We start from the raw sequence: 25,386 nt of genomic DNA on the forward strand, positions 1-25,386 counted from the left end.
TATGCATTTAAGTCTTGTTTTATCGGTTATTATTAGCTTTTCTGCGATACTTGTACTGCGCCCTTTGGCCGTAAACTGGGGGCTTGTAGATACACCTGATAATAGAAAGCAACATTCAGGAAATATTCCTTTAATCGGTGGGCTTGCTATCTACCTTTCAACACTATCGACAGTTAGTCTACATCTAGATAATAAACACATCAATTTGATTCTGATATCCATATCCTTAATGGTATTTATTGGGGCCTTGGATGATCGTTATGATTTAAATGCTAAACTACGATTAATTGCGCAGATACTCATTGCGTCAATATTAACGTTTGGCACAGATATTCAGATCTCAAGTTTTGGTGACCTTTTCGGCTTTGGAGAGATCTATACGGGGCCCCTCTCAGGGCTTGTGACTGTACTTGCAATTGTTGCCGGTATCAATGCGTTCAATATGACAGATGGTATTGATGGACTTGCTGGAACCTTAGCTTTAATTAGCCTGCTTGCTATAAGTTTTGTAATCAGTGATGTCAGTATTGAGCTTTTGATTGGAGCATTGACAGCCTCACTCATTGTTTTTTTATTATTCAACTTGGGACTTTTCTCTAAGAAAAATAAAATATTTATGGGGGATGCTGGAAGTATGATGCTTGGGTTGGTTGTATCATGGCTATTAATTGTGACGAGCCAATCAGAACAAGCAATTGTAGCTCCTGCACATGTATTATGGTTTATTGCCATTCCATTAATTGACATGATTGCTGTCATGTTTAGAAGGTTACGAAAAGGCAAGTCCCCTCTTGTGGCTGACAGAGAACACTTGCATCATGTCTTTATGGATATAGGATTAAATTCCCGCCAAGCGTTATTGTTCATTTCAAGTATCAGTTTAGTATTTGGATTAATAGGCTTTCTAATCATTTCTTATCAGCTACCTGAATATATAACGGTTATATCTTTTATCGTAACTTTCATTATTTATAATAAATTGCTATCACTTCGCCATAAATTTAAACTTCCAAAGTAACCTCAACTATGAAAGTCTTAGCTGTATTCGGAACGCGCCCCGAAGCAATAAAAATGGCGCCTCTTGTTCATGCATTATCTAATGACTCGCGCTTCGATGCTCGTGTATGTGTGACAGCCCAGCACCGAGAGATGCTGGATCAAGTTTTAGACCTTTTTGAGATAAAACCAAACTATGATTTAGATTTAATGAAAGCTGGGCAAACATTGCCTGAAGTTACTGGTCGAATTTTGTCTGACTTTACTCCCGTATTGAAAGAATTTAAACCCGATATCGTACTGGTGCATGGCGATACCGCAACGACATTTGCAGCGAGCCTGGCAGCATATTATGAACAAATTCCAGTAGGGCATGTTGAGGCTGGATTACGCACTGGTAACATTTATTCTCCTTGGCCTGAAGAAGCTAATAGAAAACTTACGGGAGCTCTCGCCAAACTTCATTTTGCTCCAACTGAAACCAGTAAGTTGAATCTGCTCAATGAGAACTGCCCGGAAGAAAGTGTATTTGTGACAGGCAATACTGTGATTGATGCATTGCTAATGATTAGTGGCAAGTTGGAAAAAGACTCGAAGTTGATGGCTTCTCTAGCTTCCGAATTTCCTTTTTTAGATGATGAGAAGAAACTTATTTTAGTTACAGGTCATCGTCGCGAAAGCTTTGGTGGAGGATTTGAAAGAATCTGTGAAGCCTTGGTTGAAATAGCTAAGTCAAATAAGCAGGCTCAAATTGTTTACCCTGTCCATTTAAATCCAAATGTTCAGGAGCCAGTTAATCGAATTTTAGCCGAAGTAGATAACATCAAGTTAATACCTCCACAACAATACCTCTCCTTTGTCTATCTGATGAATCGAGCCTACGTTATTTTAACAGACTCTGGAGGCATACAAGAAGAAGCACCGAGTCTAGGAAAGCCAGTTCTGGTTATGCGTGAAACTACTGAAAGGCCTGAAGCCGTCAGTGCCGGCACCGTAAAGTTGGTAGGCACAAATCAAAAGTTGATTGTGGATTCAGTTAACAAGCTACTCAATTCCGAAGAGGAGTATAATAAAATGAGCTTTGCGCATAACCCCTATGGCGATGGGAAGGCTTGTCAGCGAATTCTAGAAGCGCTTGTAAAATAAAATTATAATAAAAGAGAACAGTTATGCCATTTAATACAATTTCAGTAATCGGTTTAGGCTATATCGGCCTACCGACAGCAGCAATGTTTGCTTCACGCAAAAGACAAGTTATCGGCATCGATATTAATCAGCATGCGGTTAATACCATTAATCGTGGTGAAATTCATATCGTTGAACCTGACTTAGACACTATAGTACATGCCACGGTTACTGAAGGATATTTAAGAGCCAGCGTCTCAGCAGAGTCGGCCGATGCTTTCCTGATAGCAGTCCCCACTCCCTTTAAAGATAACCATCAGCCTGATTTAAGCTACATTGAAAGTGCTTGTGAAACCATAGCACCGGTTTTATGTAAAGGGAATCTGGTAATACTTGAGTCAACTTCGCCTGTCGGAGCAACTGAGAAAATGGCAGAATGGCTTGCAGAATTACGTCCTGACTTGTCATTCCCACAGGTAGCAGGAGAAGAGGCTGATATTAATATTGCCCACTGCCCGGAAAGAGTGCTTCCCGGACATGTAGTAAGAGAGTTAGTTGAAAACGATCGCGTCATAGGTGGTATGACATCTGCGTGCTCAAAAAGAGCTGTTGAACTCTATTCTTGTTTTGTTCAAGGTGAGTGTATTGTAACAAACGCAAGAACAGCGGAGATGGCTAAACTAACAGAAAATAGCTTTAGAGATGTTAATATCGCTTTTGCTAATGAGCTCTCTATTATTTGCGACAAGCTAGATATCAACGTATGGGAGCTCATACAGTTAGCTAATCGACATCCAAGGGTAAACATACTTCAGCCAGGCCCAGGCGTTGGCGGTCACTGTATAGCTGTCGATCCATGGTTCATCATTAGCAACACCCCAGAAGAAGCAAAGTTAATGAAAGCAGCAAGGGATGTGAACGACTCAAAACCAAAATGGGTAGTGGATAAAGTAAAAAAAGCAATTGCAGACTTTTTGCTGGATAACCCAGACAAAACAGCTAAAGACATAACTATTGCCTGTTATGGTATCACTTTTAAACCAGACATCGATGATCTAAGAGAAAGTCCGGCTTTAGATATAGCCAAGCAACTAGTTGAACTCAATAAAGGGCAAACTTATATTGCTGAACCCAATATTACAGTGCTGCCTAAACAATTGGTTAATGCTAGTCTGGTTGATTTTAATGAGGCTCTAGTTTGCGCTGATATTCATTTGATGCTTGTTGATCATAAGCAATTTAAAGTTATAACAAAAAAGCCAGCTAACTTAATCGATGCAAAGGGCATATGGTTGTGATGTAACAAGAGTGTTACTTTATTGTTAAGTTCATGGTTTTAGACTGGAGTTATATTGATGAGGTTAATAGGCAACATGATGTTATCAATTAATAGACATATTTTGAGTGTATGGGCTAAATCATGAATGTTCTTAATTTGATGTGTGGCCTTGGCTGTATTAGTTGTGCTTTTCTCGAGTCAATTTTAGTTTCCGAAATAGCCATAACGGTCATACTAGCATCGTTTGTTTTACCTAAAGTTAGTTGTGTTTTAGGCGTGAGTTTTGCTTATGTATAGTTTGTTATTAGTTTGGTTTGGAAATAAATTACCCAGACTGAAGCTTTGTAATAAGCTACGGTTTGTTTTTTACAAGTTGGCGGGAGTCAAAATTGAAGGAAGGATTACATGCTTAGGTTCAATGCAATTCCCTACCTCAAGTAGCGTGGGGAATATTAGCATTGGACAAAAATCATTCATTAATACAGACGTTAGGTTTGCTGCTCCCAAAGCTACAATTAAAATAGGAGCCTCTTGTCATATAGGCCCCCGGGTTTGTTTCGAAACTGTCTCTCACAAGATAAATTCAGATGGGGTAAGAGAAACATCACATCGGCCTATTGAAATTGGAAAGAACGTTTGGCTCGGAGCTGGGGTGATAATTTGCTCTGGAGTTAAAATTGGTGATGACAGTACGATTGCTGCAGGGGCTGTTGTGGTAAAAGATGTGCCAAAATCTGCAATGTATGGTGGAGTTCCAGCAAAAAACCTCATTAAAAACTAATCTGTAGGGTGGTTTTTAATACAATCTATATTTACCAATTGAGTAAAGGGTAAGCAACATTCTATTTGTTTAATTGGGATTGTCAGTTTAATAATTTAATAAATCAGATATAAAGAACAGTAAATGAAAGCAAACGTAAATTTATTAGCCTACATTAGTAGGTTAACACTCACTAAAGGTATCTGGAAATGAAACGAGCTGACCGAGCAATTTTACTTTCTCGGGTTCCCCTGTGGTTATTAAGCACAGTCGCTCGTTTGAAATCGTTGTTTAAACTTTCATTCTCACAGTATCCGCTTCATAAAAAAGGCTGTCTTAACCGTCAGCCTTTATTTATTTTAGGAGGTGGTCGTTCAGGTAATACACTATTGAGATCTATGTTGATGGCGGGGGGGGATATAGCCATCCCTCCTGAATCTTATGTTTTACCGAAAGCTATTCGGCTATTTCGATCATATAATTATTTACCATGGGATCAACTCAGCTCTCTGATTATTAGTGAGTTTCAGGCTTATAAAGAGTTTTATACCTGGCAGATAGACTTGTCTTTGTGTTATAGCGAGTGTCGCGAGTTACCAAAACATCACCAAACTTTAGCAAATATCATTGATGTTATTTATCGTCACTATGCACGTGAACAAGGTGTAGAGACAGAATTTTGGGGCGATAAGACTCCTATCAATGCATTATATGCACACCATATTGTTAAACTATTTCCGCAAGCACACTATATACATCTAATTCGTGATCCTCGTGCGGTTGTTGCGTCTTATCTAAAAACAGGAATGCATAATGATGTTGCATCCGTTTCCAGACTGTGGAAAACAGTTAACAATCGCTTGAATCGGTATCTGAAAAATAAATTGGTTGTTTCGTATGAGGATTTGGTTATAAGTCCAGAACAAACAATGCAAAAGACATCGGAATATTTGGGTATTCCATATACTGATAAGATGATTAACCATCACCTGTCAAACAAATCCTTAGGTGATGTTGTGGCGCATGAGCACCACAGCAATGTGAAGAAAGCATTAACAACCTCCTCACTTAAGAAATGGCAACAATCATTAACAGAAAATGATTTATCAACTATTAAGCACATTATTAATGGTTGTGCATGTTCTAATATGTATAAATTGTGATGAGAAAGTTAATAGGTAAGGGGTTAAGGGCGGTTGCCGGGCGAGGACTGATAGTCTTAGGTGGCTTTTTGGTCAGTAGCTTTGCTGCTCAACTGCTTCCCAAAGAGCAAGCCGGCTGGTTCTTTTTATTATTTAACATTGCTACTTTTGCTTCTTTAGTCGGACGCTTTGGGCTAGAAACCACTGCCTTAAGGTTTTTATCTGAAGATGTAGCAGATAAGAACTACTACCGGCTATCAGAGTCATTCAAGAAAATTAAACTATTACTCGTTATGCAATCATCACTGGTAGCAGGGGTAATTTCTATTGTTTTATCCTTGATGCCTTATGATATATCTACCGGTAGTATTATTTGGGTAGCTACTTATGCATTGCTTCTCAGCTTTCAATTTTTCTACTCAGAGGCACTCAGGTCACTCTCTATGTTGGTTGCCTCAGGGTTGTTTGGTGGCGCGCTAGTTAACCTAACTACAGCTTTTATAACTTTTTGGTGGATAGGCGAAACCGATAACTTTACTATCTTTTTTAAAGTATTAGTCGGACTCTCAGTATTAAATATTGCTATCTGTGAATGGTACTCTAAGGGTGTAATCAAAAAGCGAACGCCTCAATTTAGTACAAATAATAGAGAGCCCCTGAGTATCAAAGAGATTTATAAAGTATCTTCTCCCTTAGGTGTTCGTTCAGTTTTAGCATTTGTTTTAACTAATTCAGATCTATGGGTTATTTCTTTATTTCTTGAACCATCGTCGGTTGCAGTTTATGGCGCTGTTTCCAGACTTGCATTTTTAATCAACTTTGGTTTGCAGTTAGTAAATGTACTTGTTGCTCCAAAAGTTGCACGTATAAATTTTAAAGGTAATTTAGAACACTTGGAAAAAGTTGTCAGACAATCAACGACGCTAGCTACGGTGCCTACGTTATTTTTGTTTGCAGTTCTAGTGGTTTTCGGAGAGGCTACTCTAGGATTTGTATTTGGTGACTCTTATACAAACGGTTATCAAGTGATGGTAATTATTTTAGCCGGACGATGTTTCAATGCTGTCTCTGGCCCTTGTGGATATACTTTAATGATGACCGGACATCAAAAGTTTGTTAGGAAGTCGATATTCTGGGTGACGTTAACTACAGTAACTATCGCTGTGGTTTTGTCATTTATATGGCCCTCATTGACTTTGATTGCACTAATTTATGCTTTGGGAGCTATTGCGCAAGTGTTTAGCCTTATGTTTAAGGTGAAGAGGGAGTTTGGTTTTTATACTTTTGCCCACCCTAAGTATTTAAGGTGGAAAGCATGAGTAAGAAGTTAAACTTTATTGTTGTTGGTGGGGCCAAATGTGGAACAACTTCACTCCACGCAATGTTAAGTCAAGCTACGGGTATTAGTCTTCCTTTAGCAAAAGATTTTCATTTCTTCGATGATGATGAGAATTATTCTTTGGGTTGGCAGTGGTACTGGGATAAGTTTGATCATGCTGAACTCAACAATTCGAAATTGCTATTAGGTGAAGTGGCCGCGAATTATGTCTACAGCACTAAGGCGCTTGAGCGAATAAAAGCATCCAGTTCAGATGTAAAAGTCATTTATATAATACGGCACCCACTTGAGAGAGCCATATCCGAGTTACATCACCAGGCAAGAAGCTCACAGTCAGAAGTTGAGATGTTTCTGGAGCAATTAAAGAATGGTAATGGGCATGACAGTGTGTTATTTGAAAAAATAATTAGGCGGTCGATGCATAGCAAATGGGTTGACTCTTTATATACTGTATTTGATAAGGAAAATGTACTTGTACTACCTATGAATACATTGAACAATGTTGAGCAATTAAATGTGAGTTTAAGTATATTTCTAAACCATGAGGTAAGTCTTGTTAAGCCAGAAAATAAAAATACTCGTTCAGTTTCAAGAGTTCGCTGGTTTGATACTATTATTAAAGGCGATTCAAAGATTAAACGGTGTTTACGGCCCTTTATCCCAGGGGGTGAAATAAAGAGAAAAGTCCGCAAGCTACTGGTTAAGCTGAATAGTCAACCTGTTAAAACTAATGACTTAGAAGCAGAGAATCTTATACATCCCTATTTGAAAACTGAAATTGAATTCTATGAAACGATTAAAAAGAATGCTTAAACGGGGGCTCTTTGCCGCTTTAAGACACTCTGGTGTTGCAGGGTTATACCGCAGAATTATGCAGCGTAAAAAGGCAACAATAATTTTATTTCATGAAATGAACCATGAGCAGTCGCAAGTTGTTTATAGTGCTCTATATAAATACTACAACTTCATATCTCTTGAGAATCTTGTAGCTGCTATAGAATCTAATTCATGGGAACAAATACCCAATTATGCTTTGGTTGTAACGCTTGACGATGGAAGGCGCAGCAATTTATCTGCTTCGGCTTTTGCAGAAAATGGGGTAGAGGCTATTAATTTTGTTTCTTCGTCACCAGACCGACTAGATGGTCAAAAGTTTGTTACAGAGAGTGAACTGAGTGAATTGGGAAAGCTCTTTGATATTCAATCACATACACACTCCCACCCTAATTTAAGTCAGCTATCAAAGACAATGCAGCTTGAAGAGATTAGAAAGAATATAGATTTTTTGCATAGTAGGAAGGCGGGGATGATAAAGTATGTTGCATTTCCTTATGGGCAATATAATCAGGATTCTGTAGATGCTTGTAAGGAGTTGGGTGTTAGAGCAAGCTTAACGGTTGACTCTGGTTTTGTAGACGCAGACTCGGACCTATATCGACTGAAGCGACTTTGCTTACCGAACAGCTTCTCTGAGAGTGAACTATTGGTAAAGGTGAGCGGCTTGTGGAATTTTCTACAAAGAAAGCATTAATAATAGACAATGAACAATAATACAATAGTACCTTTAAAGCTCGTTATAGAGGTTTCACTATATCTATTATTAGCCGGAAGGATGCTAAGCACTTTTGTGCCTATTGCTGATTCAATTCTATCAAATCTCATTCTGCTCTTTTCTCTTATCATTCCATTCGTTTATATTGGTGAAAGGTACAGAATTAAGTATTTCTTCCTGTATACACTGCTTATATTTCTTTACCAGATTGGAGTTTCGGTAGCCCTTGGGGCAAATAGGGAACTGCTAGATGTTGTTTTTCAGTCAGTATTTAACCTTAAAATCTTTTTTATCCTATCAGCATTCTATTTAGCTCTTAGACCAAATGATCCATCAGCTCAAAGAGTGTTGTTTTTTTTATTCTGGTTTATGGTTGCTGGGGCTGCGCTGAATATTGCTTTAGGCTCTGTTTTTTTTAAGGTGTTTAATATTGAGGAAAACTATCGTGGAGAGGCTTTGCTTCCTCGCTTGGTTGGTTTCTTTATGCAGCCTAATAAACTTGCATATGTAGCTGGCTTTTTCTTTCTATATTTTTGGTTTATGAGAAATCACTCATTAACTCGAACCGTAGCCTTGGGTCTCACGTTTGTTCTCATTTTGCTCTCTGGTTCTAGAAGTACACTTATTGTAGTGCCAATTGTTATTTTCACCTCTATAGTATTTTCATCGAGAATATCAAGAGGTTTAAAAGTAGCCACACTGGCTACAACCATGATTGTTTTTGCTCTGGGAGTCTTTATTTTTAAAGACTCTTGGCTGGTGAGCTCTCTTGTTAAAAATGTAGAGTTAAGTGCAAGTGATGCTAACGATCATTATATTAGAGGCTTGATGTTATATAATTCGTTTGTTCTGGCTTATCAAAATTTCCCCTTTGGCTCAGGCGTGGCCACATTTGGTACTGTATTTTCAGAAGCTAGTCCAGTATATACATCTTTAGGTATGTCTCACTTACCTCATGTACGTGAAATGAGAGGGATTTTTGATAGTAATTTTGCCTCGGTGCTGGGTGAGCTTGGGTTAGTTGGTATTATTGTATTTTATGGACTCCTCTGGTATTTAGCTCTCAAGTTTTATCACAAATTTCAAAGTGCCAATAGCGCAAAACCTTACACCATGAGCTTATTCTGTTTTGTAGTTGTTATCTCGCTTAAAGGGGGAGTTTTCATGGATAGTTTCGTGTCAGCAATGCTAGCTTTATTTTTGGTGGGTCCGCCACATATTCAGTTTTTGAAAGCTAAGCAAAGAAGGGTTCAATGATTTTTATAGTCGGATATTCACGTTCAGGTACAAAAATGATGAATAAAGTGCTGACAAAACTAGGAATAACATCATTTATTCCTGAGCTGCACTTTTTCGAGCAACTGTATTCTTTTGGTAACTCGGAAGCTGAGAGAAATCAAGTCCTGTCTCAGTTTCAACGTAAGCAGTTAATAGAAAAGTTAACTGATATCGTCAAACGTGTGGGTGACAGGTTTGACGATGGTCGTTCTGTAGAGAAGGTCTTAAAAGAGTTTAGGGTTGAAGCAGAGGAGCTTGAACAACCAGATGCGTTACGTATTTATCGGGTCCTTACAGGAAAGCTGTCATCACCATTAGAGGTTGATCCTACACCTCGTAATGCTTACTACATGGTCGAAATTGCTGAAGAGATTCCAGATTCTCGCTTTATCTATATGATTCGAGATCCACGAGATTGTATATTATCTCAGCGTGATAAGTGGAAGAACTATTTTTATAATAAAAAAAGGTATTTTGAAGCCTTTCGTTTATGGGTCAATTATAATCCTTGGCTTATGAGCCGATTTTGGCGCTCCTCGTATCAGCAACTAGTAAAGAGTCGACAGAAACTGGAGTCCCGTTTGCTTTGCGTTCATTATGAAAGCATTACTGACGCTCCAGAGTCTTTAATTCCTCACCTGGAGCGATTTACTGGGCAAGAATCTATAAGTAAAGATATGAGCTTTATTCGACGAGGAAACTCTCAAAAGTGGAAAAAACAATTGTCGTCTTTGCAGGCATGTATGATACAGAGGCACCTTGGTAATGAAATCCAGAGTGAGGGATATGAAATGGTTGACTACTCATGGCCTATTCGTTTGTTATCATACGGGTTAACAGTATTCTATACAGTTAAATTACCCTTTGCTTTTTTAGTGAATATAAGTCGGCTTGGTAACTTGGGTTCAATGATCAAGCGCAGATTATTGGGGCGCTAAAATGACATATCAGGTTCTTTTGCTAAGCAACATGTATCCTTCTTCTGAAAAACCTTATGCAGGCGTATATGTTAAAAATCTTTACGAAGGTTTATGTAAGCTTAATGAGCCAGAAGTTCATTACCATCTATTAGCAATGCCGAGGCAATATACCTCTAAGATTGGTTCTGTTATTAAATACACGAAGTTCTTGTTCGGTTCATTAAAGTACTTATTTCGGAAATACCAAGTAGTTCATATTCATTTCTTTTATCCATTGATTATTTGGGGTGCCGTATATAAGTTATTTCACCCTCGGTCTAAGCTGGTGGTTACCTGTCATGGTACAGATATTAATGGGCATTTTTCAGGTGGTTTGAGCCAGTATTTTGCACGGAGTTTGAGTCGATCTCTTGATTACTTGATAGCTGTAGGTGAAGAGCTCAAGAAGACAGCTGAGCAAAAGCTAGCAAGGACGGTTGATTCGGTTTGGCCCGCTGGTATAGATGAGCGGACTTTTTATTCATCATCACAGCCTGAAGCAAAGCAATACGACTTTATTTTTGTCGGTTCATTTACAGTATTGAAAGGCGTATCTGAGTTAATTGCTGCTTTAAAGAACATAGAAGAACCGTTGAAGCTGTGTTTTGTGGGGTCGGGACCTTTGCTATCTGATATTATGACTTTATCAGATAAACATGACCTTACTATAAAAGAGAATCTACCACAAAGTGAGATTGCAGCTTTGTATAAACAAGCCAAGTTTTTAGTGCTGCCCTCTAAGTCAGAAGCATTCGGATTGGTGGTATCGGAAGCCATGTACTGTGGAGTCCCTGCTATCGTTTCAGCAGTTGGTGGGTTGAAGATGCAGGTAGAGGAGGGGCGGAATGGTTTTTTCTTTAAGGGAGTAACTGTATCTTCAATACAAGAGAGGTTAGAAGAAGCCATGTTGATATTTGAAGGGGATTATAAACGTTTAGCTGAGTGTGCTAGGCATTCGAATAAGCAATTTAGCTTGGCTAAAGTTGTGGCAGAACATAAACAACTATACCGGAGGCTTCTGGATGAGTCTAAAACGTAAGTTGGCTTACTTCTTTTATATAGCTTTTTTTCGTTTTACTCCAGAGGACTATCGACCTTACGGACTTTTCTTTCCCTGGATTAGAAGGAAACTTGCTGAGTCATTTTTGACTAAGTGTGGTAAGAACTTAAGGGTAAAGCACAATGCAGATGTATCCCCATTTGTTGAAGTGGGTGATAACTCCGAGCTTGGACAATTTAGTTTGATCCATGCGAACGTTAAAATAGGCTCGTATGTCATCATGGGTCCAAATGTAAAAATTTATACACGGAACCATAACTTTGAAAGCTTGGAAACTCCAATCGCTTTGCAGGGTAAAAGTAGCAAGCCAACGATCATTGGTGATGATGTATGGATAGGCGCAAACGTAGTGATTCTGCCCGGTGTCGAGGTGGGTAACCACGCCATTATAGCAGCCGGTTCTATTGTTACTAAGTCAGTCCCGGACTACGCGATTATCGGCGGCAATCCGGCCAAGGTCATTAAAATGCGTAATGAGTAAAGACGTGAAGATAATCTATTTACTTGGAGCAGGTAGAAGCGGCACCACAATTCTCTCTTTATTATTAGGCAATAATACGAATGCGCTGGCTCTCGGTGAATTACATCAGGCTCCAGAGCATTTCTCCCAAGAGAAGTCATGTAGCTGTGGAGAAACTCTAGTCAGTTGCCCATTTTGGAGCGAATACTTTCCCAAGCTCCATAAACTATTTGATAATGATACTTATAGACTGCAAGCACGTGAGCTAGAGTCGCATCGATACGTTGGTAAGTATTATTTTTCACCTAACAGGGCTCTAGGTTTTTCGGAATATATAAAAGCCAATAAATCATTGTTTGAGTCAGTATCAGCGCAACAGCCGGTGTTAATCGATTCGGCAAAGTATATTGGTCGAGCTCTAGCCCTAAATTCATTGTTAGGTAATGACATACATTACATCTATTTGGTTAGAGACCCGAGAGGGGTTGTGAATTCATTTGCAAAAAATGTACAAACATCTAGAGGCTGGATATCTGCAACAGTCTATTACTTCATCGTGAATTGCGTGGCCTGGGTTACGACAAAAACCCTTCTTAGAGGAAAGGTACAGAAAGTCAGGTATGAAGATTTGCTTTTAAAACCAGTTGAGACATTGACGGAGTTATCAGAAAGTTTAGGCGTTAACGTGGATAACGTAAAACAACTATTAGAGTCGGGAAGCACAATGCAAACAGGGCATGTCATTGGTGGCAATAGACTGGTAAGCAAAGATGAGGTTCTATTTAGGATAAGTGATAACTGGCGATCTAAGTTACCAGCATGGAAACGTTATACGATATGGTTCCTAACCTTACCTCTCAACTTGATAAATAAGTACAAGCCATGAAAACCTTTCTTACACTAGATTATGAGTTGTTTTTTGGCCGTGAATCAGGTTCAGCGGAAGCGTGTATTCTCAGCCCAACAAAACAATTACTTAAAGTCCTGGATAAAGTAGAGGCCAAAGCGGCTTTCTTTGTTGATGTAGGCTATATTTCTCGAGCTGATGAGCTGGACTGTGACCAAGACGCTGTCTCTAAAGTAAAGCTGCAAATACAAGAGCTTGAAGCAGCTGGACATGATATCCAGCTGCACATTCATCCACACTGGGAAAAGTCGCAGTGGCATGATGGGGCTTGGAAGTTTGAGCTTGATTTTTATAAACTGTCTGATTTCTCGAAGGAAGAAGCTCATAGCATAGTAAAAAAATACACTGATAAGTTAAATTCTATTACTAAGAGTAGAGCCATTGCCTATCGTGCGGGTGGATGGTGTATCCAACCGTTTGATCATTTTTCAGACGCGCTGTATGAGTCGGGCATTAGGATTGACAGCACTGTCTACAAAGATGGTTTAAATCTTTCTAAATTTCAGGGTTTCGATTTTAGGAATAGCCCCAATTTGGCTTGGTGGAGGTTTGGCGATGATCCCCTGACTCCTGAAGAGAATGGCCGCTTCATTGAATTACCTATAAGTAGTTCAAATGTCAGCCCATTATTTTTCTGGAAGTTTGCGCTGGTTAAAAAGTTAGGCGGAATAAAGCATCATAGTTTTGGTGATGGTAATGCTGCTCCAATGTCAAAATCGCAGTTAAAGCGACTTTTGACGCAGAAAAGTAGAACAGTTGCTTCTATTGATGGCTATAAATCAAGTATGTTGAATAAATTCCGAAACGAATGTGAGAAGCAGTATGGCTCTGAAGCAAATTTGGTTCTTATAGGACATCCTAAATCGTTAACTCCTTATAGCTTAAAGGCATTGGATAAATTCTTATCAAGCCATTCTAATGACAACTATATGACGATTAGTCAGTGGTATAACAGCTTATGATTCAACAAAGACAAGCCGTCGAGGTTGGCACTTTACCCATTACCCCTTTTAAGAGTATGCGCGAGGCCGTTGAGACTGTCTGTTCTGAAAGCGGCGTCTTACCCGGTTTCGCTGTTGCAGTTAATGCAGAAAAAGTGATATCTGCACGTGACGATGTCGCCATAAGAGAGAATTTGCTGTTAGGCACGATTCTCTATGCAGATGGAATCTCAGTGGTAAAGACAATCAAGAAGAAGGGTGTTGATAATGTGCGTATTCCGGGATGCGAGTTATGGCTTGAGCTGATGAAGAAAGCAGCGCAAACCGGCAAGCAGGTGTATCTTCTTGGTGCCAGCGAAGAAACCAATAAGTTGACTGCTTCGAAGTTGAGCGATTCATTTGGTTTGAACAATTTGACTCGGAGAAATGGTTATTTTGATGATGAGCAAGATGTCATTGCTGATATTCTTAGACTAAAGCCAGATATCGTCACTGTAGCCTTAGGGTCGCCCAAGCAGGAGCTTTTAATCACTAAACTCCGAGAAGTGCATCCGGATGCATTTTATATGGGAGTTGGTGGTAGTTATGATGTCTTTGTCGGAAAAGTGAAAAGAGCTCCCAAGTTATTTTGCGACTTACATCTCGAATGGTTTTACAGGTTAATTTCACAACCAAAACGTATTTTCAGACAAATGAACTTATTTCGATATTTCTATCTACACTTTGCAGGAAAGCTATAAATTCACTTGCATTTCCATTACAATTGCCAAGCTAAAAACAGGGCAGTAAACAAATTCAAATTAGGTCTTTTTTTGTAATGAACAATCAATCACTTACACATCTTAAACAGCTCGAGTATGAGTCAATCCAGATTATGCGAGAAGTAGTTGCTGAGTTTGATAAACCAGTAATGCTTTACTCGGTCGGTAAGGACTCTTCCGTTCTTCTTCATTTGGCACGTAAAGCTTTTGCGCCAGGCAAAATTCCGTTTCCATTGTTACATGTTGATACTACTTGGAAATTTCGTGAAATGATTGAATTTCGCGACCGCATGGCAAAGGAATATGACTTCGAGCTTTTGGTTCACCAAAATCCCGAAGGGCTAGCCATGAACGTTGGACCTTTCTCCCATGGCAGTGCTACCCATACCGATATCATGAAGACTCAGGGCTTAAAGCAGGCACTTGATCAGTATCAGTTTGATGCGGCCTTCGGTGGCGCTCGTCGTGACGAAGAAAAATCTCGTGCTAAAGAGCGTGTCTATTCGTTCCGTGATAAGAAGCATCGCTGGGATCCCAAGAATCAAAGACCTGAACTGTGGAATATCTATAACGGGAAAGTACACAAAGGTGAAAGTATTCGAGTATTCCCTTTGTCTAACTGGACTGAACTGGATATTTGGCAATATATCTATTTGGAGAATATCCAAATTCCTGATTTGTATTTCTCAAAAGAGCGTCCTGTAGTCGTGCGTGATGGTACTTTGATTATGGTCGACGACGAACGCATGCCGTTGGAAGAGGGCGAAAAGCCAATGATGAAAAAGGTGCGCTTCCGTACTTTAGGCTGTTACCCATTAACTGGTGCGGTTGAATCTGAAGCCGATACACTTCCAGCTATTATTCAAGAAATGCTATTAACTAAGACATCAGAGCGGCAGGGACGTGTAATTGATAACGACAGCTCTGGTTCAATGGAAAAGAAAAAAATTGAGGGGTACTTCTAATGTCGCATGCATCATCTTTAATTCAAGAGGATATCCTTAGTTATCTAGATCAGCATGAGAATAAAGAATTACTACGTTTTATTACCTGTGGAAGTGTTGACGATGGTAAGAGTACCTTAATTGGTCGCCTGTTACACGACAGCAAAATGATCTTTGAAGATCAGTTAGCAGCCATCACAGAAGACAGTAAAAAATCTGGAACGACTGGTGATAAGGTAGATTTGGCATTGTTGGTTGATGGTTTGCAATCTGAACGTGAGCAGGGCATTACCATTGATGTTGCCTATCGGTATTTTTCGACCGACAAACGCAAATTTATTATCGCGGACACTCCAGGGCATGAGCAGTATACGCGTAATATGGCAACTGGCGCTTCAACCTCGGATCTTGCGATTATCCTGATTGATGCTCGTTATGGCGTGCAAACACAAACTCGTCGCCATAGCTTTATCTGCTCTTTATTAGGCATTAAACATGTCATCGTAGCAGTGAATAAAATGGACTTGGTTGATTACTCCCAGGACGTTTATAAATCAATTCAGGCTGATTATTTAAAATTAGCCGGTACCTTGGATATTCCTGATATTCGCTTTGTGCCGATTTCTGCGCTGGATGGTGACAATGTGGTTAACCCAAGCGAGAACATGAAATGGTTCCGTGGTTCGCCTTTGATGCACTACCTTGAGATTACAGAAATAGCTCATGATATTAATTTGGAAGATTTCCGATTCCCCGTTCAGTATGTGAATCGCCCCAATCTGAATTTCCGTGGCTATGCCGGTAGCATTACATCGGGCACTATTAGTGTTGGTGATACGGTTCGAGCTTTGCCATCTGGAAAGCTATCTACGATTAAATCGATTGTAACCTTTGAGGGCGAGCTTGAAGAAGCGACTGCACCAATGGCTGTTACCCTAACACTGAACGATGAAATCGATATTAGTCGTGGTGATATGATTGTGAAGAAGGATAACTTGCCACACGTTTCTTCTCGGATGCGTGCAAAAGTTGTCTGGATGCATGAGCAACCAATGACGGAACATAAAGAATACTATATTAAGTTTAACAGCAAATTGACTTCAGGTGAGTTTGATAAAATACATCACCGTATTGACGTCAATACCATGGCTGAGCATCCAGCAGGTCAATTAGAGTTGAATGAAATTGGTTTGGTTGATCTTGAAGTGAGCGAAAAAGTGATGTTTGATGATTATCGCTCAAATCATAAAACCGGCGCCTTTATCATCATCGATCGATTGAGTAATGTGACAGTGGGCGCAGGTATGATTGAAGAACCTCTCTCGGATTCTGAAGAGCCAAGTGCGCCAGTCGATGTGAGTGCGTTTGAATTGGAACTAAATCAATTTGTCAGAAAGCACTTCCCACACTGGGGTGCCAAAGATATTTCGAATACTAAATAGCAACTGTTGAAAGCGGTATGCTACTAGAGCAAGCCTACGTTTTTAGCGTTATCATAGCCATGTTGGTTGGGCTGGTTTTTAACCTGGCCCGCCCCGCGTGGCTTTTTTCGTTAGCAGCATTGGCGCTTTATTTCCCGGGCTTCGTTCCTGCTGAGCGTTTCTTCAGTCATGCGGTTAATCCAGCGGTATTAACTTTAGTACTATTACTGGTTTGCTCTATCGCGCTGGAGCGAACTCGTGCGCTGGCCTGGGTTAGTAAACAATTATTCAGTAAAAGTCAGTTTGTCACCTTGACCAAGATGGGTGGCCTGGTGGCTGCCAGTTCAGCATTCTTAAATAACACCGCTATTGTTGCTTCTTTGATGGGAGCGGTGCGAAATAATTCCAGCCAATCTGCTAAGCGCCTGCTAATTCCTTTGTCCTATTTTGCCATTTTAGGTGGCACCTTAACCTTGATTGGTACTTCGACTAACCTGGTCGTTAACAGCTTTCTTGTTGATTATGGTAAAGCGGGCTTCAACTTCTTTGACTTTTTACCTGTAGGTTTGGCGATTCTGTTAGTCTGTGGCATCGCCGTTATTATTGTCAGTTATTGGCTGCCAAAGGATAACATTGCCGAAACGGTAACTCGCGAGTATTTCCTTGAGGCAAAAATTGATAGTGACAGTACGCTGATTGGCAAAAGTCTATATCAGGCTGGACTTATTACAATTACAGGACTCGATCTGGTTGAAATCGTTCGTAAAGACCAAGTGATTGCATCAGTTGAGCACGACCTTGAGTTGGCGGAGGGCGACCAACTTATCTACTGTGGTGATGTTAAGCTGGCAAAGCAACTCGCCAGCATAAAAGGCTTGAGTGTATTTGCTGAAGATTCAGGACTGTTAGATAAACACCTTAAAGAAGTCATCGTAAGTCCTATGTCAACTTTAATAGGGCGAACATTGAAACAAAGCAGTTTTCGCGCACATTTTGATGCCGCAGTGGTGGCTATTGGCCGCAATGGCGGGCGATTATCCGGTGCCCTGGGCGAAGTCGAAATTAGGGCGGGCGATAAACTGGTCATCGCAACAGGTCGTGACTTTTATAAGCGTCCCAATATTGATCGTAACTTTATCTTTTTGGATAAAGTACAGTTGCACCCACCCTTAAAAATTTCCCAGGAAATTATCACCTTTAGCGGATTCTTCTTGGCAATAGCTTTGGCAGCTCTTGGTTTTGTCGATTTACTTACCGCGCTTATAACATATCTGATATTAATATTCGCAACCAAAGTAATTAGCGCTACAGAAGTGCGTCGACGTTTGCCGCTTGATATTTGGCTGGTCATTGCTTCTGCACTTGCTATCGCAGATGTTTTTAATCAGGTGGGAGTGGCTAACTTGATAGCGAACGGTGTGACTGGTTTATTCCATATCGAAAGCAGTAACGACATCACCGGCATTTATCTATCATTCATTAGCATTTATTTGCTAACTTGGATTATCACAGAGATGGTAACCAATAACGCTGCTGCGGCCTTGATGTTCCCAATAGCATTTGGACTGGCTGAATCAATTGGCGTCAACTACATGCCATATGTGATGGCTGTGGCCTACGGTGCCTCGGCCAGTTTTATCAGTCCGTATGGCTATCAAACCAACCTGATGGTCATGAACGCCGGTGGCTACAGCTTTAAAGATTTTGCTAAGGTGGGGTGGTTGGTTTCCCTTTGCTTCACTATTGTTGCCTTGTTAATGATCCCTATTGTGTTTCCATTTTCGTAAAACCAGGAGTTAGCTTTCATGACAGAAAATATCGTGTGGCACCATCATAATGTGACTCATGAAGACCGTTGCCAGCAAAAGAACCAAAAGCCTTGTGTGCTTTGGTTTACTGGGCTTTCAGGTTCAGGTAAGTCGACAGTGGCCAATGCTGTAGAATCACTTCTTTTTCAGAATGGGAATCATAGTTACTTGCTTGATGGAGACAATGTTCGCCATGGGTTGAATCAGGACTTATCCTTTAGTGAAGAAGACCGAGTAGAGAACATCCGTCGCATTGGAGAGGTCACAAAGCTTTTTGCTGATTCTGGACTAATCGTTTTGTCAGCGTTCATTTCACCCTTTCAAGCTGATCGTCAACAGGTGCGTGACTTACATAATGAGGGTGATTTTATTGAGGTGTTTGTTGATACACCCTTAGAGGTGTGCGAGCAAAGAGATCCTAAAGGTTTGTACAAAAAGGCACGAGCCGGTGACATTAAGAACTTTACCGGACTGGACTCTCCTTATGAGGCACCGAATAATCCTGAGATCCAATTAAAATCGGATGAGCACACAATTGATGAGCTTGCTAATCAAGTTTTGGATTATTTACGAAATAATGGCTTCATCTCTTAAAATAATTGCTTGAACCGCAAAAAGATTATGGTAGAATTCCCGCTCTTAAAATAGTCGCGTAGCTCAGCTGGTTAGAGCACCACCTTGACATGGTGGGGGTCGGTGGTTCGAGTCCACTCGCGACTACCAAATTCAAAAGAATGCCGCTTAATGCGGCATTTTTTGTGTCTGTCTTTTAATCGCTGGTTTTATCTTTAAACTCACACAGGTCTTCGATGATGCAGCTACCGCAGCGCGGCTTTCTGGCGAGGCAGGTGTAGCGGCCATGCAGGATGAGCCAGTGGTGGGCGTCGAGCAGGAATTCTTTAGGAACAAATTTAAGCAGTTTTTCTTCGACCTGCCGGACGTTTTTACCAGGCGCTATTTTTGTGCGGTTGGACACGCGAAATATGTGGGTATCCACTGCCATGGCGGGTTGTCTGAAGGCTGTATTGAGCACTACGTTAGCCGTTTTTCGGCCAACTCCAGCCAGTGCCTCGAGGTCTTTTCGATTATCCGGGATCACTGAGTTATGCTTTTCAATCAGGTCTTTACAGCAGGAAATGACGTTTTTCGCTTTGCTGTTAAATAGGCCGATGGTTTTGATGTATTCTTTCAGCCCATCCTCACCTAGCGCATAAATCGCTTCAGGGGTATTCGCAACTGGGTAGAGTTTACGGGTTGCTTTGTTCACACCAACATCGGTAGCCTGCGCTGATAAAATGACGGCAATCAGCAATTCGAAGGTGGAGTTATATTCTAGCTCCGTTGTCGGGTTTGGATTATGAGCACGCAGTCGTTCAAAAATTTCCTGACGCTTTTCTTTATTCATGACTCAAAGCTTCTCCACTTTGCACGGGTGATGCTTTGCTCGCTTTAGCTTGTTCTGCGCGTTTGTGATCAATACCATTTTTGATCGCGATCAGAATCCCCAACCCAACGAAAGCACCTGGCGGTAATATGGCGAACAGGAAGGTTGAATCTGTCAGGTAGAAAGAAATGGTTAAATCGCTGGCCCATTCGCCAAACAGTTGCTCGGCACCTGAGAAGAGTGTGCCTTGGCCGATCATCTCGCGTAATGCTCCTAGCGTGCATAACACCGCCGTAAAACCAAACCCTTGCATGACGCCATCCAGTAGCGATGGGACAAATTTGTTCTTTGAAGCGAAGGCTTCGGCGCGTCCTATAATGGCACAGTTGGTGACGATCAGCGGAATGAAAATACCGAGCGTTAAATACAGGTCATAGGTATAAGCATTCATAATAAGACCAACATTTGTCACAAAGCTGGCGATCATCATTACGAAAATAGGAATGCGGATTTCTTTGGGAATATAGTTACGAACTAATGACACGGAGCCGTTTGAGCCTGCCAGAACCCAGGTTGTGGCGAGACCAAGTGCCAATCCGTTAATGAAGGTGTTACTGACGGCTAGCAGTGGACACAAACCCAGTAACTGAACCAGCGCTGGATTGTTATCCCATAGCCCGTTTTTGATAATCGTTTTGTGTTCGGAATTAATCATTCGTTCCTCCACAGTTTTGCGGTCCTTCGAACAGTTGCTGCTGGTTGCTTTCGAAGAAGGCGAGTGTTTTTGCGACTTGTTGGATGACTGCGCGAGGCGTTATGGTTGCGCCAGTGAAAGCGTCAAACTGACCACCGTCCTTGCTTACCGCCCACCCATCAGGTTCAGGATTGCGCAGCGATCTTCCTGCAAACGTTAATATCCAGTCACTTTTCTTGGCGTCTACTTTATCACCCAGTCCGGGAGTTTCTTTATGATCAGTTACTCGCACGCCAGCGATAGTGCCATCTGCATAAATACCAACCACCATAGCAATTTTACCGCTGTATCCGTTAGGAGCAATTGACTCCATGACAACCGCTACTGGCTCTCCATCTTGACGCATGCGGTAAGCTTTCAATGGTTTATTGGAGCCTAACGCAGCCGCATCTTCGATTAAAGTGCAGTCATGATAAACATCATTATTGTATTCACTCTGTTCGACCAGCTGATTTAAAGTGCGGGCTAGTGCAGCCTCCATCTCGCCAGCAATGGTGTCGCGGGTGATGTAATAGGTTATAGCAATCAGTCCCACACAAACGGCTGCAAAAATGGCTAAAATCAATCCGTTCTTTCCAATCATTTTAGTCAGCATTGGAATCTCCTGTGGCTCGTTTTGCTTTATGACCGTATGTTTTCGGCTTGGTGTAGTAATCGAGCATTGGCACTGTCATGTTCATGAGCAAAACGGCAAAAGCAATAGCGTCAGGATAGCCGCCAAAGGTTCTGATAAGAACGGTGATGATGCCAATGCCTAAACCAAATATCCAACGCCCTTTTGGTGTGGTGGAGGCAGTAACAGGGTCAGTAGCAATAAAGAAAGCACCGAGCATGGTCGCGCCAGCAAACAAATGAAAGCTGGGTGACAGATAGTGATCGCTGTTGCTGGCGAATAATACGAACGACATGGCGACCATACCTAACAAAAGGCCTGCCGGAATTTGCCAGCCGATGACTTTACGGAACATCAGTACCAGACCGCCCGCAAGGAAACCTAGATTAACCCACTGCCAGCCAGAACCGGATAAACCATTAATCACTGCGTGAGTTTCAATTTCAGCCAGGCGGTATCCTTGGGATAGTTCGGTTTTGACGTGATCCAGTGGCGTTGCCATGGTAAAGCCATCAAGTCCAATACGCGTTGAAGCAATTGACTGGTTATCAAAACCAGTACCGGTAAAGATATAAGAGAGTGCGTCCATAAAACCGACAGGGTTTTGCGCCAGTTCAGCAGGGGGAAGCCATGAGGTCATTTCCAGCGGAAAAGAGATCAGTAGCAGCACATAACCAACCATGGCCGGATTGAACAGGTTATTACCTAGGCCGCCATAGACATGTTTAGCAAACACAATGGCGAATGAAACACCGATAACCGTCATCCACCAGGGCAGTAGAGGCGGAATAGCCAATGCCAATAGCCAGGCGGTAACCAGCGCGCTGCCATCAAATAAGATCGGCAGTACAGGACGCTGGCGAGCTTTTAGAATAAGAGCTTCAGTAACCAGAGCGGTAACGCTAGCAAGAATGATATTGATAATAACGCCGAAGCCGAAGAAATAGACCAGCGCGAATAAGCCTGGCAATGTGGCACCAATAACCCATAACATCAGCGCACTGACTGAGGTGGGATTTTTAGTAAATGGTGACGATATTAGACTCATGCGTCATTCCCTTTGTTGTCTGTCTCTTGGTTTTCAGTCTCATTTGAAGAGCCAGTTGCAGAATCTTCATCTTGCTCTGCCTTTTTAGCTTTTACCCGAGCCAGCGCTGCGGCAACTGCTGACTTTTTGGTATCATCATCGCCGGCTGCTTCTGCCGCTTTGCGTCTTGCTTCTGCCGCTTTGCGGTGCTTCTCAGCTTTCTCACGCTTCACGCGTTCCAGTCGTTCCTGGCGAGCTTCATGACGAAGCCGAGCCTTATCGGCTTTGGTTTTTTCAACTTTCTGATTGCGGATCGTAGACTTGGCGTAGCGATAATATTGCACCAGCGGAATGTCGCTGGGGCAAACATAAGCACAGGCACCGCACTCGATGCAATCAAACAAATCGTATTCTTCGGCCTTTTCAAACTCATCAGACTTGGCGTGCCAATAGAGCTGTTGTGGTAGCAGAGATGCTGGACAGACATCCATACAGGCACCGCAACGGATACAGGGCAGGGCTAAATGGTCGTGTTTCAATTCTTTTGGCGCCGCCATGATGATGCAATTAGTGGATTTAACGATGCCGACCTTAGAGTTAGGCAATTCAAAGCCCATCATTGGGCCACCCATGACTAATACGCCGGGATTTGTGGCCTCACTTATCTTCATCAGATGTTCAACTGGAGTACCAAATGGTACCTGATAGTTACCGGCTTTCTGGCAGGCTTCACCGGTCAGCGTTACGACACGTGACACCAACGGCTTGCCGTACTCGAAGGCTTGGAAGATCGCGAAGCAGGTTGCAACATTGTGCATAACCAAACCTAAATCAGCAGGTAAGCCACCATGCGGAACTTCTTTTCCGGTGATCAGTTGGATGAGCTGCTTTTCGCCACCGCTTGGATACTTGGTTGGAATGACTGCAATTTTTACATCATCCATGGCGAGTTCTTTTCGAGCCGATACTAAAGCATCAATCGCATCAGGTTTATTGTCTTCAATTCCGATAATGATTTTTAAGTCTTGATACAGCTGGCTAATGATTTGCGCGCCTTTAAAGACTGACTGTGCATGCTCCTGTAGCAAACGGTCATCGCACGTTATATAGGGTTCGCACTCGGCAGCGTTGATAATCAGGGTATGGATTCCTGATTCGCGTTTCAGTTTGATATGAGTCGGGAAAGAAGCTCCGCCTAAGCCGACAATGCCACTTTCGCAGATGTGCGCGAGAATTTCAGCTCGCTCCAAATCTTCAACATTGGATTTTGGATTTAAATCACACCACTGATCTTTGCCGTCAGTTTCAATCACGACACATACATCATCAAGACCGGAAGGGTGTGCAATGGGACGTTTTTCAATCGCAATTACTGTGCCTGAACTTGGAGCATGCTGAAAGCTGCTAAAAACGCCATCACTCTCTGCAATGACCTGACCTTTCAACACCACATCGCCGACATTCACAACTGGTAACGAGCGATTGCCTGCCTGACCTTTAAGGTTGATGACTAATTGTTTGGGTAATGGAATATCCCGAATCGGTGTCTGATTCGACTCGACTTTATGTTCCTTGGGATGAATGCCACCGGGAAACTCGAAAATGGGGATTTCAGATTTATAGTTGGAGCGTTCCATTAATGGGTCTCCTTACTAAAAACCTGTTTGATAGGGATTTGGTTCAATTCCATCTGTTCAGGCTGTTGCCATTTCCAGGTTGCAACGGTCTGCGGAATTTCGAGCATGTCGATGCAGTCAACCGGGCAGGGCTCAACGCATAAATCGCAGCCTGTACATTCGTCAATAATGACGGTGTGCATCAGTTTTGGCGCGCCTAAAATGGCATCAACCGGGCAGGCCTGAATACATTTGGTGCAACCGATACATTCGTCTTCGCGGATATAGGCGACACGTGGAGGCTGTTCTTCACCGCGCTCTTCGTCTAATGGAATGACTTCCCGACCTAATAAATCAGCTAACGCCTTTACGCCAGCTTCGCCGCCTGGAGGGCACTTATTGATGGCATCGCCATTAGCAATGGCTTCGGCGTAGGGTTTACAACCCGGGTAACCACATTGGCCGCACTGGGTTTGCGGCAAAACCTCGTTGATTTGATCAACGATTGGATCGCCTTCGACTTTAAACTTCACCGAAGCAAAACCAAGGATGGCACCGAAAATCAGACCAAGCACAGCAAGAATAATAACTGCTACCAGTAAATCCATGGGCAACCTTATAGCTTAACGAGGCCGGAAAAGCCCATGAAGGCGAGCGACATCAGGCCAGCAGTAATCATTGCAATGGAAGCACCTTTGAACGGTAGTGGCACATCCGCCGCGGCTAAGCGTTCGCGCATCGCGGCAAATAAGACTAACACTAATGAAAAACCTACCGCAGCGCCGAAGCCATAAATCACCGACTGCACGAAGTTATGAGCCTCATTAACATTAAGCAATGCGACGCCAAGCACCGCGCAGTTGGTGGTGATTAGAGGCAGGAAAATGCCTAGCAAGCGATACAGAATAGGGCTGGTCTTATGAATAATCATTTCGGTTAATTGCACCATAACCGCAATCACCAAAATGAAGGAAAGGGTTTGCAAATACTCCATGCCCAATGGGGCGAGGATGAAGGTGTTGACGATGTAGCTCAGCGCAGAGGCTAAAGTCAAAACAAAGGTGGTTGCCACTGACATACCAATCGCTGTTTCGAGTTTTCCAGACACGCCCATAAATGGACAAAGCCCAAGGAACTTCACCAGAACAAAATTATTGACCAAAACGGTACCGATAAAGAGTAGCAGATACTCGCCCATCAGCTGATAACACCTTGTTTTTGCGCAATTTTCGCGACGGAGTGGATCGAAATAGACAATTC

At 41.9% G+C, this 25,386-nt stretch carries 26 protein-coding genes and 1 tRNA gene; 20 read left to right on the forward strand and 7 right to left on the reverse strand.

All coding sequences use genetic code 11. The annotated features are described in order from the left end of the window. Window position 1: 1 nt before the first annotated feature. From KKOR_RS04600 to KKOR_RS04695, 20 genes are all read left to right on the forward strand, one after another. The gene (locus KKOR_RS04600; protein WP_012800852.1) at window positions 2-1,018 is read left to right on the forward strand and encodes an undecaprenyl-phosphate alpha-N-acetylglucosaminyl 1-phosphate transferase; all 1,017 of its coding nucleotides are present in this window, start codon (window positions 2-4) and stop codon (window positions 1,016-1,018) included. 8 nt (window positions 1,019-1,026) lie between these two features. Continuing rightward, window positions 1,027-2,142 (forward strand): non-hydrolyzing UDP-N-acetylglucosamine 2-epimerase, encoded by a 1,116-nt coding sequence (wecB, locus tag KKOR_RS04605; RefSeq protein ID WP_012800853.1) that lies wholly within the window; start codon window positions 1,027-1,029, stop codon window positions 2,140-2,142. Between the two features lie 23 nt (window positions 2,143-2,165). Then, window positions 2,166-3,419, forward strand: coding sequence for a UDP-N-acetyl-D-mannosamine dehydrogenase (gene wecC, locus KKOR_RS04610; RefSeq protein WP_012800854.1), 1,254 nt, complete (start codon window positions 2,166-2,168; stop codon window positions 3,417-3,419). A gap of 270 nt (window positions 3,420-3,689) precedes the next feature. Continuing rightward, entirely contained in the window at window positions 3,690-4,181 is a 492-nt protein-coding gene (locus tag KKOR_RS04615; RefSeq protein ID WP_012800855.1) for an acyltransferase, read from the forward strand. A 188-nt stretch (window positions 4,182-4,369) separates the two neighbouring features. Further along, window positions 4,370-5,323: a sulfotransferase family protein gene (locus KKOR_RS04620; protein ID WP_012800856.1), complete on the forward strand. Its 954-nt coding sequence runs from the start codon at window positions 4,370-4,372 to the stop codon at window positions 5,321-5,323. After that, window positions 5,323-6,621: an oligosaccharide flippase family protein gene (locus KKOR_RS04625; RefSeq protein WP_012800857.1), complete on the forward strand. Its 1,299-nt coding sequence runs from the start codon at window positions 5,323-5,325 to the stop codon at window positions 6,619-6,621. The genes KKOR_RS04620 and KKOR_RS04625 overlap by 1 nt, the downstream gene beginning before the upstream one ends. Then, complete coding sequence (locus KKOR_RS04630; protein WP_012800858.1) at window positions 6,618-7,454, forward strand: sulfotransferase domain-containing protein; 837 nt, start codon at window positions 6,618-6,620, stop codon at window positions 7,452-7,454. Before KKOR_RS04625 ends, KKOR_RS04630 begins: the two co-directional genes overlap by 4 nt. After that, entirely contained in the window at window positions 7,429-8,172 is a 744-nt protein-coding gene (locus KKOR_RS04635; RefSeq protein WP_083777355.1) for a polysaccharide deacetylase family protein, read from the forward strand. The genes KKOR_RS04630 and KKOR_RS04635 overlap by 26 nt, the downstream gene beginning before the upstream one ends. Before the next feature lie 96 nt (window positions 8,173-8,268). Continuing rightward, complete coding sequence (locus tag KKOR_RS04640) at window positions 8,269-9,450, forward strand: O-antigen ligase family protein (protein ID WP_187287328.1); 1,182 nt, start codon at window positions 8,269-8,271, stop codon at window positions 9,448-9,450. Next, entirely contained in the window at window positions 9,447-10,409 is a 963-nt protein-coding gene (locus tag KKOR_RS04645; RefSeq protein WP_012800861.1) for a sulfotransferase family protein, read from the forward strand. Before KKOR_RS04640 ends, KKOR_RS04645 begins: the two co-directional genes overlap by 4 nt. Before the next feature lies 1 nt (window position 10,410). Continuing rightward, window positions 10,411-11,469, forward strand: coding sequence for a glycosyltransferase family 4 protein (locus tag KKOR_RS04650; protein ID WP_012800862.1), 1,059 nt, complete (start codon window positions 10,411-10,413; stop codon window positions 11,467-11,469). Beyond that, window positions 11,453-11,971 carry an acyltransferase gene (locus KKOR_RS04655; RefSeq protein WP_012800863.1) on the forward strand — a complete coding sequence of 173 codons (519 nt, stop codon included), beginning with the start codon at window positions 11,453-11,455 and terminating at the stop codon, window positions 11,969-11,971. The genes KKOR_RS04650 and KKOR_RS04655 overlap by 17 nt, the downstream gene beginning before the upstream one ends. Further along, on the forward strand, window positions 11,964-12,836 hold the full coding sequence (locus tag KKOR_RS04660) for a sulfotransferase (RefSeq protein WP_012800864.1): 873 nt from the start codon (window positions 11,964-11,966) through the stop codon (window positions 12,834-12,836). Before KKOR_RS04655 ends, KKOR_RS04660 begins: the two co-directional genes overlap by 8 nt. After that, window positions 12,833-13,819 carry a polysaccharide deacetylase family protein gene (locus KKOR_RS04665; RefSeq protein ID WP_012800865.1) on the forward strand — a complete coding sequence of 329 codons (987 nt, stop codon included), beginning with the start codon at window positions 12,833-12,835 and terminating at the stop codon, window positions 13,817-13,819. The genes KKOR_RS04660 and KKOR_RS04665 overlap by 4 nt, the downstream gene beginning before the upstream one ends. Beyond that, window positions 13,816-14,538 carry a WecB/TagA/CpsF family glycosyltransferase gene (locus KKOR_RS04670; RefSeq protein WP_012800866.1) on the forward strand — a complete coding sequence of 241 codons (723 nt, stop codon included), beginning with the start codon at window positions 13,816-13,818 and terminating at the stop codon, window positions 14,536-14,538. The genes KKOR_RS04665 and KKOR_RS04670 overlap by 4 nt, the downstream gene beginning before the upstream one ends. 77 nt (window positions 14,539-14,615) lie before the next feature. Continuing rightward, window positions 14,616-15,524 carry a sulfate adenylyltransferase subunit CysD gene (cysD, locus tag KKOR_RS04675; protein ID WP_012800867.1) on the forward strand — a complete coding sequence of 303 codons (909 nt, stop codon included), beginning with the start codon at window positions 14,616-14,618 and terminating at the stop codon, window positions 15,522-15,524. Then, window positions 15,524-16,945, forward strand: coding sequence for a sulfate adenylyltransferase subunit CysN (gene cysN, locus KKOR_RS04680; RefSeq protein WP_012800868.1), 1,422 nt, complete (start codon window positions 15,524-15,526; stop codon window positions 16,943-16,945). Before cysD ends, cysN begins: the two co-directional genes overlap by 1 nt. 17 nt (window positions 16,946-16,962) lie before the next feature. Next, window positions 16,963-18,711, forward strand: a complete 1,749-nt coding sequence (locus KKOR_RS04685; RefSeq protein WP_012800869.1) for an SLC13 family permease — start codon at window positions 16,963-16,965, stop codon at window positions 18,709-18,711. Window positions 18,712-18,729: 18 nt separating this feature from the next. After that, entirely contained in the window at window positions 18,730-19,326 is a 597-nt protein-coding gene (gene cysC, locus KKOR_RS04690; RefSeq protein WP_012800870.1) for an adenylyl-sulfate kinase, read from the forward strand. Window positions 19,327-19,378: 52 nt separating this feature from the next. Next, window positions 19,379-19,455: transfer RNA gene (locus KKOR_RS04695), tRNA-Val, on the forward strand. A 46-nt stretch (window positions 19,456-19,501) separates the two neighbouring features. Here KKOR_RS04695 and nth read toward each other — a convergent pair. The 7 genes from nth to rsxA are packed head-to-tail and all read right to left on the reverse strand — an operon-like array spanning window position 19,502 to window position 25,324. Beyond that, window positions 19,502-20,137 (reverse strand): endonuclease III, encoded by a 636-nt coding sequence (gene nth, locus KKOR_RS04700; RefSeq protein WP_012800871.1) that lies wholly within the window; start codon window positions 20,135-20,137, stop codon window positions 19,502-19,504. Continuing rightward, window positions 20,130-20,831 (reverse strand): electron transport complex subunit E, encoded by a 702-nt coding sequence (locus KKOR_RS04705; protein WP_012800872.1) that lies wholly within the window; start codon window positions 20,829-20,831, stop codon window positions 20,130-20,132. Before KKOR_RS04705 ends, nth begins: the two co-directional genes overlap by 8 nt. Continuing rightward, the gene (gene rsxG, locus KKOR_RS04710; RefSeq protein WP_012800873.1) at window positions 20,824-21,465 is read right to left on the reverse strand and encodes an electron transport complex subunit RsxG; all 642 of its coding nucleotides are present in this window, start codon (window positions 21,463-21,465) and stop codon (window positions 20,824-20,826) included. Before rsxG ends, KKOR_RS04705 begins: the two co-directional genes overlap by 8 nt. Beyond that, window positions 21,455-22,531: an electron transport complex subunit RsxD gene (gene rsxD / locus KKOR_RS04715; RefSeq protein ID WP_012800874.1), complete on the reverse strand. Its 1,077-nt coding sequence runs from the start codon at window positions 22,529-22,531 to the stop codon at window positions 21,455-21,457. Before rsxD ends, rsxG begins: the two co-directional genes overlap by 11 nt. Beyond that, entirely contained in the window at window positions 22,528-24,147 is a 1,620-nt protein-coding gene (rsxC, locus tag KKOR_RS04720) for an electron transport complex subunit RsxC (RefSeq protein WP_012800875.1), read from the reverse strand. The genes rsxD and rsxC overlap by 4 nt, the downstream gene beginning before the upstream one ends. Then, window positions 24,147-24,734, reverse strand: a complete 588-nt coding sequence (rsxB, locus tag KKOR_RS04725) for an electron transport complex subunit RsxB (RefSeq protein ID WP_012800876.1) — start codon at window positions 24,732-24,734, stop codon at window positions 24,147-24,149. The genes rsxC and rsxB overlap by 1 nt, the downstream gene beginning before the upstream one ends. An 8-nt stretch (window positions 24,735-24,742) precedes the next feature. Further along, window positions 24,743-25,324, reverse strand: a complete 582-nt coding sequence (gene rsxA, locus KKOR_RS04730; protein WP_012800877.1) for an electron transport complex subunit RsxA — start codon at window positions 25,322-25,324, stop codon at window positions 24,743-24,745. Window positions 25,325-25,386 lie beyond the last annotated feature (62 nt).

The sequence above is a fragment of the Kangiella koreensis DSM 16069 genome, from assembly GCF_000024085.1.
GTDB classification, from domain to species: domain Bacteria; phylum Pseudomonadota; class Gammaproteobacteria; order Enterobacterales; family Kangiellaceae; genus Kangiella; species Kangiella koreensis.